The 13,223-nt window shown below is 65.0% G+C and carries 12 protein-coding genes; 8 read left to right on the top strand and 4 right to left on the bottom strand.

Translation table 11 applies throughout. The annotated features are described in order from the left end of the window. Positions 1 to 92: 92 nt before the first annotated feature. Entirely contained in the window at positions 93 to 350 is a 258-nt protein-coding gene (locus ABV518_RS20520) for a mycoredoxin (RefSeq protein WP_310163639.1), read from the bottom strand. Between the two features lie 118 nt (positions 351 to 468). Here ABV518_RS20520 and ABV518_RS20515 point away from each other — a divergent pair, with 118 nt between their 5' ends. Next, positions 469 to 1,218: an SOS response-associated peptidase gene (locus ABV518_RS20515; protein ID WP_367770889.1), complete on the top strand. Its 750-nt coding sequence runs from the start codon at positions 469 to 471 to the stop codon at positions 1,216 to 1,218. 45 nt (positions 1,219 to 1,263) lie between these two features. On the opposite strand, the gene ABV518_RS20510 is transcribed toward ABV518_RS20515, so the two are convergent. Continuing rightward, positions 1,264 to 1,686: a VOC family protein gene (locus tag ABV518_RS20510; protein ID WP_367770887.1), complete on the bottom strand. Its 423-nt coding sequence runs from the start codon at positions 1,684 to 1,686 to the stop codon at positions 1,264 to 1,266. Positions 1,687 to 1,702: 16 nt separating this feature from the next. On the opposite strand from ABV518_RS20510, the gene ABV518_RS20505 reads away from it, so the two are divergent. Next, the gene (locus ABV518_RS20505) at positions 1,703 to 2,026 is read left to right on the top strand and encodes a chorismate mutase (RefSeq protein ID WP_310163645.1); all 324 of its coding nucleotides are present in this window, start codon (positions 1,703 to 1,705) and stop codon (positions 2,024 to 2,026) included. Positions 2,027 to 2,105: 79 nt separating this feature from the next. On the opposite strand, the gene ABV518_RS20500 is transcribed toward ABV518_RS20505, so the two are convergent. Continuing rightward, positions 2,106 to 2,495: a hypothetical protein gene (locus tag ABV518_RS20500; protein WP_367770885.1), complete on the bottom strand. Its 390-nt coding sequence runs from the start codon at positions 2,493 to 2,495 to the stop codon at positions 2,106 to 2,108. Positions 2,496 to 2,661: 166 nt separating this feature from the next. Here ABV518_RS20500 and ABV518_RS20495 point away from each other — a divergent pair, with 166 nt between their 5' ends. The 6 genes from ABV518_RS20495 (at position 2,662) to pdxS (ending at position 10,904) form a co-directional block, all read left to right on the top strand. Beyond that, positions 2,662 to 2,976: a DUF6504 family protein gene (locus ABV518_RS20495; RefSeq protein WP_367770882.1), complete on the top strand. Its 315-nt coding sequence runs from the start codon at positions 2,662 to 2,664 to the stop codon at positions 2,974 to 2,976. Then, a complete protein-coding gene (locus tag ABV518_RS20490) occupies positions 2,973 to 6,461 on the top strand; it encodes a DNA polymerase III subunit alpha (RefSeq protein ID WP_367770879.1) in 3,489 nt (1,162 codons plus the stop codon). Before ABV518_RS20495 ends, ABV518_RS20490 begins: the two co-directional genes overlap by 4 nt. A 146-nt stretch (positions 6,462 to 6,607) precedes the next feature. Next, entirely contained in the window at positions 6,608 to 8,617 is a 2,010-nt protein-coding gene (thrS, locus tag ABV518_RS20485) for a threonine--tRNA ligase (protein WP_367770876.1), read from the top strand. Positions 8,618 to 8,635: 18 nt separating this feature from the next. Continuing rightward, positions 8,636 to 9,223, top strand: a complete 588-nt coding sequence (locus ABV518_RS20480) for an HIT domain-containing protein (protein WP_131133120.1) — start codon at positions 8,636 to 8,638, stop codon at positions 9,221 to 9,223. Beyond that, complete coding sequence (pgsA, locus tag ABV518_RS20475) at positions 9,213 to 9,836, top strand: phosphatidylinositol phosphate synthase (RefSeq protein ID WP_310163654.1); 624 nt, start codon at positions 9,213 to 9,215, stop codon at positions 9,834 to 9,836. The genes ABV518_RS20480 and pgsA overlap by 11 nt, the downstream gene beginning before the upstream one ends. Positions 9,837 to 9,977: 141 nt before the next feature. Continuing rightward, complete coding sequence (gene pdxS / locus ABV518_RS20470) at positions 9,978 to 10,904, top strand: pyridoxal 5'-phosphate synthase lyase subunit PdxS (protein WP_011692158.1); 927 nt, start codon at positions 9,978 to 9,980, stop codon at positions 10,902 to 10,904. 226 nt (positions 10,905 to 11,130) lie between these two features. Here pdxS and ABV518_RS20465 read toward each other — a convergent pair whose 3' ends face one another. Further along, on the bottom strand, positions 11,131 to 13,143 hold the full coding sequence (locus ABV518_RS20465) for a M3 family metallopeptidase (protein ID WP_367770872.1): 2,013 nt from the start codon (positions 13,141 to 13,143) through the stop codon (positions 11,131 to 11,133). Positions 13,144 to 13,223: the final 80 nt, after the last annotated feature.

Genomic DNA, 13,223 nt, shown 5'->3' with positions numbered 1-13,223 from the left:
GGCTCCCTTAATGCAGATAGACAGAACGGGACCAACAGCGAATGTTGGTCCCGTTCTGTTTATCACATGGGTCCGGAGGCCCGGTCCGGGTGTTATGCGGCCAGGCGGCTCTTGACCTCGGCTGCTGAGGGGTTGGTGGCTGCGGTGCCGTCCGGGAACAGCACGGTGGGGACGGTGCGGTTGCCGCCGTTGAGCTGCTCCACGAGTTCGGCCGTGCCATCAACCTCTTCGATGTTGATTTCCGTGTAGCCGATGCCCTGCGCGTCCAGCTGCTTCTTCAGCCGGTTGCAGTAGCCGCACCAGGTGGTGGAAAACATGGTGATGGTGCCGTTCTCGGGGGTAAAGTCCACGGAGCTCTCCTAAATCAGTGGGGGGGTTCGTTCCCATCAACGGTAACCCGCGGCCCGCTATTCCCCGGAGCCGGTGGCCCCGGATGACACTGCATAACAGGGATGGCATGCTGGTGCCATGTGTGGACGCTATGTGATGGCACGTGCCGTGGGGGACCTGCTGGCCGAATTCGATGCCCAGCTCGAGGAGAACGTGGAGCTGCCGCCGTCGTGGAACGTTGCGCCCACCGATGACGTGCCCATAGTCCTGGAACGCCTGATTGACGACTCCGCCGTCCGTCAGTTGCACGTGGCCCGCTGGGGCCTGGTGCCGTCCTGGGCCAAGGATCCCGGCATCGGATCCAAAATGATCAACGCCCGGAGCGAGACGGTCCTGGAGAAGCCCGCCTTCCGCAAGGCCATCCAGTCGCGCCGCTGTGCCGTGCCGGCGGACGGCTATTACGAGTGGAAACAGGGGACGGGAAAGGCGAGGCAGCCCTACTACGTCCACCCCGGCGAAGGCAGCGGCCTGGTTTTCGCCGGCGTGTACGAATGGTGGAAGGACCCGTCCAAGGCGGAGGGCGAGCCTGGCCGGTGGCTGCTCTCCACCTCCATCCTGACGGCCGACACGCCGCCGCCTGGATCGGAGTCAACTGTCTTCGGCAAGCTCACCGCCCTGCACGACCGGGTACCGCTGCCCATGGACCGGGCCACGATGGAGTCCTGGATCGACCCGCAGATCGACGACGCCGCCTTCCTGGTGGACCTGGTCCGCGCCCACGTGAAGGATGTTGCAGCGGACTGGCACGTGGATTCCGTGGGCCGGGAGGTGGGAAACGTGCGCAACAATTCCCCCGAGCTCATCCGCCCCGTGGAGGCGCTGTTCTGAGGCGTTTCATCCGCTGACCCGGGCGACTGAGGAGGTGCCTGACCCCTAAACGGTGACCTCGCCGGCGTCGTCCACTGCCCACGTGGGGTTGTAGGCAATCTCCCAGCGGAAGCCGTCCGGGTCCGCGAAATAGCCGGTGTATCCGCCCCACGGCTGGGTGACCGGCTCTGCAACTACTTTTGCCCCGGCTGCGGCGGCTTCGGCCATGACCCGGTCCACGTCCGCTGTGCTGGGGAGGTTGTGGCTGAGCGTGATGCAGGGGACTTGTCCCGGCGCATCAACTCCGGCTTCGGCCTGCATCTGGCCGGCGTTCCACAGGGAGAGGATCAGCCCGTGGTTGACCTGGATGAACACCACGTCGTCGGGGAATTCCTTGTGGACGGGCCAGCCGAGGCCCTCTGCGTAGAAGCGGCGGGAGGCCGCTACGCTGCGTACACCTAGTGAGATGAAGTCGACTCTGGGCTGCATGCTTCGATACTGTCAGATGATGGCGACAATTCAAGGAAACGACAGGGACGCGCTGGCCGACAAGGAACAGCTCGCCGCCGTGCGGATTGCAGTCGACGAGGTTGATGACCAGATCGTCACCCTCATTGCCCGGCGTGAGCGGCTGATCCGGATCGCCGGAACCCTGAAGGGTGACGACGCCGAAGTCCGGGCCCCGGGCCGGGTGGAGCGGGTCATTGAGCACGTCCGCTCCGCGGCGGAGAAGAAGGACATCGATCCGGACATCGTGGAATCCACGTACCGGGCCATGATCTCGGGCTTTATCGAACTCGAGCTGAAAGTCCACAAAGAAAACAGCTGAGGCTGTTCGACATCCATACCAAGGCGCCCTGCAGCCGGACACGTATCCGGCTTCAGGGCGCCTTTTTTGGTACGCCTGGTTACAGTGCTTCGTCGACGGTGATGCCGGACTGAAATTCCCGGCCGTCAGCCTCGCTGAACGCCGACATGATGTGACCCTTGCCGAGCCCGTGGATGGCGGCCAAAGGGAAGTTTCCTGTGATGGAGTTGCCGGAGTGCGAGACTCCGCTGAGGTCGAAGTTTTCCTCAGTGCCCTGTTCGTGGCTGAACGAGTAGAAGGCGATTGCCTCCCCGTTCATGAATTCAATGCCCAACCGTCTTTGTGATGAGTAGTCAGGGCTGGCCGCGACGAGCCCCACTACGTACGCACCCGCTCCCGGGATGTTGCCGTCGATATCAAAGGTTGCCACGAGCGTTGTGTCCTGGGCCTTGATGCTTACGTGCTTGAGGAGTGCGTCATTGGTGCTCATGCCACAATCCTGCTCCCTGCCGTCCCTTCCGTCCACCCCTGTCTAGGTTTTGTGTTGGCTCCGGCGTAGACTGGATTCATTCGAACATGTATTCGAATAAGCGTGTTCGAAACCCCGGGATGGACCTTCCTGGGCCACAGTTCCAGTTCAGTTCCGGGAGGCGCCCATGGGCATGTTCAGCGAATCCGTTGACGTCGCCTGCAGCGCTGCCGGCCAGCCAGTGGCCCTCCAATGGGCCGGGCGGCATTACACCGTATGCGCTGAACCGGTGCGGTGGTTTGAACGCAGGCAGTGGTGGGCCGAGGAAAGCCGCGCACCGCTGGGAAGCGGGCCCGGGCTCGTTGACCACGAAATCTGGCGGGTCCAGGTGCAGGCAGACCCGCAGGACGAACCCCTCACCCTGGACCTGAGCCGGCACCTCGGAAGCGGCCGCTGGCGGCTGCTCCGGATCCATGACGCCCTCCAACCCAGAACAGCATGACTTTCACGCATCTCCACGCTTCCACTGCCTTCAGCGCCCACTATGGGGTGTCCTGGCCGGACGAGCTCGCCCAGGTTGCCGCCGCTGACGGTGCCACCGCGCTCGCCTGCACTGACCGGGACGGCCTGTACGGCACGGTCAAGCATCTCAAGGCCTGCATGGCCTCCGGTATTGACCCCATCGTGGGGGTTGACCTTGCGGTGTTCGACGACGACGGCGACCACCGCACCCAACTCGCTGGACGCGTGGTGGTCCTCGCCCGCGGCCATAACAGCGGCGCGGGCTACCGTGCCCTGTGCAGGCTGGTGTCAGATGCCCATGCCAGGACCTCCGGCAAAGCCGGGGGAGCCGTGCCGGTGGCAGTCACCCGCGCCGAACTCGCCTCCCGGACACTTGACCCGAAAACCCTGAAGCCGGTCCTGATGGTCCTGATCGGACCAGATTCCGACGTCGGACGGGCCATGGGCGGGCGGCGGTACCTGCGACCCCGCACCCTCTTCAAACGCTGGCTGGATGCCATGCCGCAGGGGACCATGGTGGCCGAAGTGGTTTCCCAGCTCAGCTCACCAGGCTCACCGCTGAGCACCGCCCACGCAGTGCGGATGCTCAAACTCGCGGAGGAACACCAGGTCCCTGCCGTGCTCACCAACGCTGTCCGGTACTGCGCCGAGGACGGAGCCGCCACGGCAGACGTCCTGGATTCGGCCCGCACGCTGAAGTCCCTGCCCGAACTCGCCGCCGAACCCCTGCTCCAGCCCAACGGCCAGGCCTGGCTGAAATCGTCAGCACAGATGCTCCAGCTGGGCAAGGAAATCATCGGCACTGCAGGATACGGGGCGGCGGACCTCAAACAGCTCATGGCCCAGACCGAGGCGCTCGCCGACCTCTGCCGGATCGACCCCGTCACTGACATGGGATGGAAGCAGCCGGTGGTCCCCGAAGCCTCAGTCATCGGCATCAGCCAGGACCCGCACGTGGAGCTGGTCCAGCGCTGCGAAGCCGGGATCGGCAGGAGGTTCCCTGGCATCACCGGCGCCGCCGAAAAGGAAATGCGCTCGCGGCTGGAGCACGAACTGGGGATCATCATGAACCTCGGGTTCTCCTCCTACTTCCTGACAGTCGCCGAAGTGTCCCGGATGATCCTGGACATGGGGGTCCGCGCCGCCGCCCGGGGGTCCGGAGCGTCCAGCCTGGTCAACTACCTCATCGACGTCAGCCAGGTAAACCCCCTGCAGCATGACCTGATCTTCGAACGGTTCCTGTCCCAGGACCGGGCCACCCTGCCGGACATTGACATCGATGTTGAAAGCGCTGAACGGCACAATGTCTACCGGCGGATCTTTGACCGTTTCGGTGCCGAACGCGTGACGCTCATGAGCATGCAGAACGGATACCGGGCGCGTGGCGCCGTCAGGGACGCAGGCATGGCCCTGGGCATGGACGACGGCGACGTCGGCGAGATCGCCAAGCAGCTGTGGCGCTTTTCGGCCCGCAAGTTCCGGGAGGCGCTGGTGGAGAAACCCGAACTGCGCGAGTTCGCCGACCGGGTGGAGCGCAGTGACTTTGCCGAAAACCAGCAGCTTGATCTTCTGGTGGACCTCACGGAACGGCTGGACCGGCTTCCCCGGCATATTTCCATGCACCCCTGCGGGGTGATCCTGGGCGATGCCACACTGCTGGACCGCACCCCCGTACAGCCCAGCGGCCTGGGATTGCCCATGAGCCAGTTCGACAAACACGACATGGATCCCATGGGGATGCTGAAGCTCGACGTCCTGGGTGTCAGGATGCAGAGCGCCATGGCCTTCGCCGTCCGCGAGGTCATCCGGCTCCACCCTTCCAAGGCCGAAGTGGTGGCTGCGGGGGCGCACCCCCAGGGTGAGGACGGGACAGGCCCGGACTACATCGCCGACAACGGCCACATCGACCTCAACGCCGTTCCGCTGGACGACGAACCAACCTATGAGCTGATCCGAAGCACCCACACCCTGGGCTGCTTCCAGATCGAGTCGCCGGGCCAGCGGGAGCTGATCGGCAAAATGGCGCCGCGCGAATTCAATGACCTCATCATCGACATTTCGCTGTTCCGGCCGGGGCCGATGAAATCAGACATGGTGCGGCCGTTCCTGGAGCACAGGCACGGCTTCGCGCCTGAGGTGTACCCCCACCCGGACCTTAAGCCGGTGCTGCAGGAAACCCACGGGGTCACCGTCTTCCACGAACAGATCCTGAAAACCTTTGATGTGATGACCGGCTGCGGCCTTGCCCGCGCGGACGAATTCCGGCGCGCCCTGGGCAACGAGCTGCTCGAACCGAAGGTGGAGGAGTTCTTCCGGAAGGAAGCCAGGGCCAGAAACTATTCACCGGACGTGGTGGACAAGGTGTGGGGAACCCTGAAGGCCTTTGGCAGCTTCGGTTTCTGCAAGGCCCACGGCGCCGCTTTTGCCGTGCCCACGTACCAGTCGGCTTGGCTGAAGGCGCACCACCCTGAGGCGTTCCTGGCCGGGCTGTGGGAACACGATCCCGGCATGTACCCCAAGCGGCTCCTGGTGGCTGAAGCCCGCAGGCTGGGCATCCCCATCCTTCCCCTGGACATCAACCGCAGCCATGCCGAATACCGGGTTGAGCCGGTGGAGCACGGGCCGGACCGCGGAAAACTGGGGATCAGGCTGAGCCTGAAGGGCATCTACGGGCTGTCCGGCGCAGAGCTTAAGCGCATCGTGGCCGGGCAGCCTTATGACTCGCTGGCTGATCTTCGGGCGCGGTCCCGGCTGAGCAAACCCAACATCAAACGGCTGGCCCAGCTGGGTGCCTTTGATTCACTGCACCAGGAGTCGGGCGGGGCCGCCAACCGGGCAGACCTCGTCCAGCACCTGCAAAGAATGCAGTCGGCAGGAAGCGCGCGGAAGGGTATCGAGGTCATTGAAGGGCAGCTTTCCCTGCCCCTGGGCGACGTGGAACTTCGGAACGTCAAACCCGGACTGCCAGCGCCCACGCTGGTGGAAAATGTCCGGGCTGAACTGGATTTGATGGCCATTGATGTCAGCGGGCACCTGATGGACAGCCACCGTCCCATGCTCGACAGGCTCGGCGTCACCACGGCGGACAAGCTGCTGGGCCTGCGCAACGGCTCTGAAGTGCTGGTGGCCGGGGTGCGCATCGCCACCCAGACCCCTCCCATGCGTGGCGGGCGCCGCGTGGTGTTCATCAGCATCGACGACGGCACCGGATGCATCGACTCTGTCTTCTTCCACGAAGCGCAGGAGCAGGCCGGGCTGCTGCTGTTCGGCACCAGGCTTTTGCTCATCCGGGGCACCACCCGGCGGACGGGGCCCAGGGGCATCAGCCTGAGCGCCAGCATGGCGTGGGACCTGAGCCGGGTGGAGACCCTGCCGTTCCCGGCGTCCCGGCCCGAAACCACCGACATTCCGCATCCCCTGGACGGAATCAGCCGCAGCCTGGCCATCACCGGAATGGGTGGCTGAACCCCGCCATCCCGGCCAGATCTGGCCTCCGGGGCCCGCGGGTCCCGTTGGTCGGCCTCCTGGGAAACCGATAGCATTGACGATGGCTGGCTGTGGTCCCCGTACGCCACAAGCTATGAAGCCTTAACTTTGAATAGGAGACACCCGTGTCAGATGCCCAGCAGATCACCCTCATCGTCGATGGCGAAGAGACCAAGGTGACTACCGGGACAACCGGTGCGGAACTCTTCTTTGAGCGCCGCGATGTTGTTGTTGCCCGCGTCAATGGCGAGCTGAAGGACCTGGACCAGGAACTGCCGGAGGGCGCCGACGTCGAAGGCGTCACCATCGAGTCCCCGGACGGACTCAACGTCCTCCGCCACTCCACCGCCCACGTCATGGCCCAGGCCGTGCAGCAGCTCCGCCCGGACGCCAAGCTGGGCATTGGCCCCTACATCACCGACGGCTTCTACTTCGACTTCGACGTCGCCGAACCGTTCACCCCCGAGGACCTCAAGACCCTCGAAAAGATGATGCTCAAGATCATCAACCAGAACCAGAAATTCGTCCGCCGCGTCGTCTCCGAAGACGAGGCCCGCGAAGCCATGAAGGACGAGCCCTACAAGCTCGAACTGCTGGGCAAAAAGAACGACGCCGCCGAAGCCGGTGAAGGCGTCAACGTCGAGGTGGGCGCCGGCGACATCACCATCTACGACAACGTCGAGCGCAAGGAAGGGACCACCGTCTGGTGCGACCTCTGCCGTGGCCCGCACCTGCCCAACACCAAGCTCATCTCCAACGCCTTCGCGCTCACCCGGTCCTCCTCTGCATACTGGCTGGGCAACCAGAAGAACCAGCAGCTGCAGCGCATCTACGGCACCGCCTGGCCCACCAAGGACGCCCTGAAGGCCTACCAGGAGCGCATCGCCGAAGCCGAACGGCGCGACCACCGCAAGCTCGGCGTCGAACTTGACCTCTTCTCGTTCCCGGACGAGCTGGGCTCCGGCCTGCCCGTGTTCCACCCCAAGGGCGGCATCATCCGCAAGGAGATGGAGGACTACTCGCGGCAGCGCCACGTCGACGCCGGTTACGAGTTCGTCTACACCCCGCACATCACCAAGGGCCACCTGTACGAAGTCTCGGGCCACCTGGACTGGTACAAGGAGGGCATGTTCCCGGCGATGCACGTGGACGCCGAACTCAACGAGGACGGCACTGTCCGCAAGCCCGGCCAGGACTACTACCTGAAGCCGATGAACTGCCCCATGCATAACCTGATCTTCCGCTCCCGCGGACGGTCCTACCGCGAACTGCCGCTGCGGCTGTTCGAATTCGGTTCCGTGTACCGCTACGAGAAGTCCGGCGTGGTCCACGGGCTGACCCGCGTCCGTGGCATGACCCAGGACGACGCCCACATCTACTGCACCCGCGAGCAGATGAAGGACGAACTCACCAAGACCCTGACGTTCGTGCTGGACCTGCTCAAGGACTACGGCCTGAACGACTTCTACCTGGAGCTCTCCACCAAGGACCCGGAGAAGTACGTCGGCGAGGACGCCGCCTGGGAAGAAGCCACCCGGACCCTCGCCGAAGTGGCAGAGGAATCCGGCCTGGAACTGGTTGCGGATCCGGGTGGAGCGGCCTTCTACGGCCCGAAGATCTCCGTCCAGGCCAAGGACGCCCTCGGCCGCACCTGGCAGATGTCCACCATCCAGCTGGACTTCAACCTGCCCGAACGCTTCGAGCTGGAATTCCAGGCCGCCGACGGCACCCGCCAGCGGCCCGTAATGATCCACCGCGCCCTCTTCGGTTCCATTGAGCGGTTCATGGGTGTGCTCACCGAGCACTACGCCGGCGCCTTCCCGGCATGGCTTTCCCCGGTGCAGGTGGTGGGCATCCCCGTCGCCGAAACGTTCAACGAATACATGTTCGACGTCGTTGACCAGCTCAAGGCGGCGGGCATCCGCGCCGAGGTGGATACGTCGTCGGACCGGTTCCCCAAGAAGATCCGCACAGCCAGCAAGGACAAGATCCCGTTTGTCCTCATTGCCGGCGGCGACGACGCCGAGGCCGGCGCGGTGTCCTTCCGCTTCCGGGACGGCAGCCAGGACAACGGAGTGCCCGTGGCCGAGGCCGTCAAGCGGATCACCGAAGCCGTCCGTAGCCGGACCAGCTAGCGAAACGGACAAGAAACGGTGCAGGAGAACACAGGCGCAGGATATCCAGGCGATGCCGGCGTGACCGACGACTTTGACCTCGCCGGTGTCCCGGATGCCTTCCAGCGCCTGTGGACTCCGCACCGGATGGCCTACATCAAGGGCGGCCAGCACCAGTTCAAGAATGAGAACGACTGCCCGTTCTGCGTGGGTCCCGGCAGGACCGATGAGGAGGCACTCATCGTTTACCGGGGGAAGACCTGCTACGTGGTGCTGAACCTGTTCCCGTACAACCCGGGCCATCTGCTCGTCTGCCCCTACCGGCACGTGCCGGACTACACCGACCTGACCCTGGAGGAGACCGCCGAGTTCGCCGATCTGACGCAGACCGCCATGAAGGTGCTGCGCAAAGTGTCGAACCCGGGTGGCTTCAACCTGGGCATGAACCAGGGCGTGGTAGGCGGCGCGGGAATCGCGGCGCACCTGCACCAGCACATTGTTCCGCGGTGGGGCGGCGACGGTAATTTCTTCCCGATCATCGCGCAGACCAAAGCCATCACCCAGACCCTCGACGAGGTCCGCCGCCAGGTGGCCGAGGCGTGGCCCGGGGAGACGGATGCTGAATAGGCACGCGCGCGGTTTCTTCACCGCGCTGTTTACCCCGCTTGCCCGCTGGCTCCTGAAAATCGGTATTTCGCCCGACGCCGTCACGGTAGTCGGGACCCTTGGCGTCGTAGCCGGCGCCCTGGTCTTCTACCCGCTGGGCCAGCTGTGGTGGGGAACGCTGTTCATTACTGCCTTCATCTTTTCCGATGTGCTGGACGGCATCATGGCCAGGATGCGGGACACCGGCGGCCGGTGGGGGAACTTCCTGGACTCCACGCTGGACCGGGTCGCCGACGGCGCACTCTTTGCGGGCCTCGCCATCTGGTTCTTCGCCGGCGGCGACGACGTGGTGATCGCGGTTGGCGCGATGGTCTGCCTGGTCTTGGGCATGGTGGTCTCCTACGCGCGGGCCAAAGCGGAATCCCTCGGCTTCACCGCCAACGTGGGAATTGCCGAGCGTGCCGAACGGCTGGTCTCGGTGCTCGTGGTTACCGGATTCACCGGCCTGGGACTGCCCCATATCGTCCTCCAGGTGACGCTCGCGCTCCTGGCCACGGCCAGCCTGGTCACGATTATCCAGCGTGTGGCCACCGTGCGCCGCCAGTCCCTGGCGGAGTCCGCAGCCTCTGATTAAGGCTGATTAAGCCCGCCGCCTGCCGTGGGACTAGTATTGTGACTGCCCGGTCAATGGACCCGGCAACCCGGTGCGTGTACTTTCGGCTCCGTGCCGCCCTCACGCCCGGCGAAGATCATCTATCTACCCATAGGGGTTTTTGTGTCTACACCTGATGTAAGCAGCGAAGCCGGTTCGTCCGCGAACAGCGTCACGGGCAGCAACCGCGTCAAGCGCGGCATGGCTGAGATGCTCAAGGGCGGCGTCATCATGGACGTCGTCAACGTCGAACAGGCCCGCATCGCCGAAGACGCCGGTGCCGTGGCCGTCATGGCGCTGGAACGCGTTCCGGCCGATATCCGTGCCCAGGGCGGCGTGTCCCGCATGTCGGACCCGGACATGATCGACAAGATCATCGAAGCCGTATCCGTGCCGGTCATGGCCAAGGCCCGGATCGGCCACTTCGTTGAGGCCCAGGTCCTGCAGTCCCTGGGCGTGGACTACATTGACGAGTCCGAGGTCCTGACCCCGGCCGACTATGTCAACCACATCGATAAGTGGAACTTCAAGGTTCCCTTCGTCTGTGGCGCCACCAACCTGGGTGAGGCGCTGCGCCGCATCAACGAGGGCGCGGCGATGATCCGGTCCAAGGGCGAGGCCGGCACCGGCGATGTCTCCAACGCCACCGGCCACATGCGCCAGATCCGTTCCGAGATCGCCAAGCTTGCCGCCCTGCCCGAGGATGAGCTCTACGTCGCGGCCAAGGAACTGCAGGCCCCGTACGAGCTGGTCAAGGAAGTTGCCGCGGCCGGCAAGCTTCCGGTGGTGCTGTTCACCGCCGGTGGCATCGCCACCCCGGCGGACGCTGCGATGATGATGCAGCTCGGCGCCGACGGCGTGTTCGTCGGTTCCGGCATCTTCAAGTCCGGCAACCCGGCCCAGCGTGCCGCCGCCGTCGTGAAGGCCACCACCTTCTTCGATGACCCCGATGTCATCGCCAAGGCCTCCCGCGGTCTGGGTGAAGCCATGGTGGGCATCAACGTGGACGAGATCCCGCAGCCGCACCGCCTTGCTGAGCGCGGCTGGTAGTCCTCTGCCTCTAGGCAGGTACTGGGGGCGGCGCCTGACGGCGCGATCCTCTGCGTGCTATTCCCCTCGCCCTGCTAGGCCGCTTCGCGGCGAGCTGGGCGCGGGGCCCCTTTTACGCACGCTGCCGGACCGCTCCGCCCGTCGCCTTGCGCTTCTGTCTTACGACGCCGGTTCCTCACCTTTCTTGGGTGGGGGACCGGCGTCGTTGTTTAAGAGGTGGAGTTGGTTACTCGAGGCCGCGGCGTTTCAGGAGGGGTTCCAGTTGGGCGTCGCGGCCGCGGAGGGTGCGGAACGATTCCAGCGGGTCCCGGCTGTTGCCGCGGGCGAGCAGCTCCTGGCGGAACCGTTCGCCGTTGGCACGGGTCAAGCCGCCGTTCTCGGTGAACCAGTCCACCGTCTCGGCGTCCAGCACCTCGCTCCAGATGTAGGAGTAGTAGCCGGCGGCGTAGCCTGCCCCGGCGAAGATGTGCTGGAAATAGCCGGTGCGGTAGCGCGGCGGGATCAGTGCGTGGGCCACTCCGGCGGCCGCGAGGGACTTCGCCTCGAAGGCCAGGACGTCGTCGGGGATTCCTGTTTCGTCCAGCACATGCCACGCCAGGTCAAGCAGAGCGGCACCCAGGTACTCGGTGGTGGCGAACCCCTCGCCCCACAGCCGTGACCCGTTGAGCCTGTCCACAACGTCCTGGGGGAGCGGCTCGCCGGTGGCGTGGTGCCGCGCGTAGTTGGCCAGCACCTCCGGCCACAGGATCCACATCTCGTTGACCTGCGACGGGTACTCCACGAAGTCGCGCGGCACGGCCGTGCCGGCGAACCGCGGGTACGTCACGTTGGAGAACAGCCCGTGCAGCGCGTGGCCGAATTCATGGAACGTGGTGCGCAGCTCATCCAAAGTCAGGAGGGTGGGTTCCCCGGCCGGCGGCTTGGTGATGTTCAGGTTGTTGATCACCACGGCCTTGGTCCCCAGCAGGGCGGACTGCTCCACCAGGGAGTTCATCCACGCCCCTCCACGTTTGGACTCGCGGGTGTAGTAGTCGCCCAGGAACAGTCCCAGGCCGCTGCCGTCTTCGTTCCGGACCTCCCACACGCGGACGTCCGGATGGTAGCCGGCCAGGTCCGTCCGTTCGTGGAAGGTGATCCCAAAAAGCGCCGTGGCTGCGTGGAACACCCCGTCCTTGAGCACCCTGTCCAGCTCGAAGTAGGGACGGAGCGCCTGCTCGTCAACGGAGTACTTCTCGCGCCGGACCCTGGCAGAATAGAATGCCCAGTCCCAGGCCTCCAGCGGATGGCCGGCAACGTCAGCCAGCGCCGCGGCCTCTGCATCCGCGTTCCGCACCGCGGCCGGCGCAAGCCGGTTCAGCATGGCCTGGATGGCCTCGAAATCGGGCGCAGTCTGCCGGTCCACCACCAATTCGGCGTAGTTCGCGAAGCCAAGAAGCCTTGCCTTTTCGGCGCGCAGCGTGGCCATCGAACGCACGAGTTCCCGGACGTCCAGGCTGCCGCCGTCGCTGCCGCGGCCAAGGGAAGCTTCAAACAGCCGACGGCGGACGTCCCGGTTTTCGAGGACGGCCATAGCCGGCTGGTTGCTCGGCTGGATCAGGGTCAGCAGGAACTTGCCTTCGTGCCCCGCCGTGCGGGCTGCTTCGGCCGCGCCGGCGACGTCGTCGGCGGGCATACCGGCCAGTTCCTCCTCGTCGTCCAGCAGGAGGGCTGCCGACTTCATGGCTTCCTTGACCCGCTGGCCGAAGTCCGTGCCGAGCCGGGAGAGTTCGGCGTTGACGGCCCTCAGCCGCTCCTGGTCCGCAGCATCCAGCTGGATTCCCGACTGCCGGAACTCCTTCAGGTATTCCTCCACGAGCCGAACAGCCTCGGGGTCCAGTCCCGCGGTGTCGATGGCGGCGAAGCGGTCGAACAGGGCGCGGTTCAGGTAGACCTCGTCCTGATGTGCGGTGAGCAGCGGCGTCAGCTCCGTTTCGAGGTCGCGGATCTCGTCCGAGGCGTCGGCTGAAACCAGGGTGAAGAAGGACGCAGCTGCCCGTTCCAGCAGCCGGCCCGCCTGCTCCATGGCGACGGCGGTGTTCGCAAACGACGCAGGCCCGGTGTTGTCCACGATGGTTTGGATTTCGGCCAGATGCCCGGCCAGGCCTGCATGGACGGCCTCCGCGTAGTGGGGGACCGAGATCCCGGCAAACGGCGGCAACTCGTAGGGCAACGGACTGGGGCTGAAGAGCGGATTGGTCATGAAGTAAAGCTTTCACATCCCGGCGCTGTTCTCAATGAGCCAAATGCGCGATTCCGATCGCATCGAAACCTAGAATTACG

It is taken from the genome of Arthrobacter sp. HS15c (assembly GCF_040812005.1).
Classification (GTDB): domain Bacteria; phylum Actinomycetota; class Actinomycetes; order Actinomycetales; family Micrococcaceae; genus Arthrobacter.
This window is presented reverse-complemented; position numbering and strand designations above follow the sequence as displayed.

Excerpts from the sequence above, each read along its gene's own strand:
- ABV518_RS20510 (WP_367770887.1), bottom strand. The coding sequence starts at position 1,686 with ATGCAGCCCAGAGTCGACTTCATCTCACTAGGTGTACGCAGCGTAGCG.
- ABV518_RS20495 (WP_367770882.1), top strand. The coding sequence starts at position 2,662 with ATGGGCATGTTCAGCGAATCCGTTGACGTCGCCTGCAGCGCTGCCGGC.
- ABV518_RS20490 (WP_367770879.1), top strand. The coding sequence starts at position 2,973 with ATGACTTTCACGCATCTCCACGCTTCCACTGCCTTCAGCGCCCACTAT.
- ABV518_RS20500 (WP_367770885.1), bottom strand. The coding sequence starts at position 2,495 with ATGAGCACCAATGACGCACTCCTCAAGCACGTAAGCATCAAGGCCCAG.
- pgsA (WP_310163654.1), top strand. The coding sequence starts at position 9,213 with ATGCTGAATAGGCACGCGCGCGGTTTCTTCACCGCGCTGTTTACCCCG.
- ABV518_RS20515 (WP_367770889.1), top strand. The coding sequence starts at position 469 with ATGTGTGGACGCTATGTGATGGCACGTGCCGTGGGGGACCTGCTGGCC.
- ABV518_RS20465 (WP_367770872.1), bottom strand. The coding sequence starts at position 13,143 with ATGACCAATCCGCTCTTCAGCCCCAGTCCGTTGCCCTACGAGTTGCCG.
- ABV518_RS20505 (WP_310163645.1), top strand. The coding sequence starts at position 1,703 with ATGATGGCGACAATTCAAGGAAACGACAGGGACGCGCTGGCCGACAAG.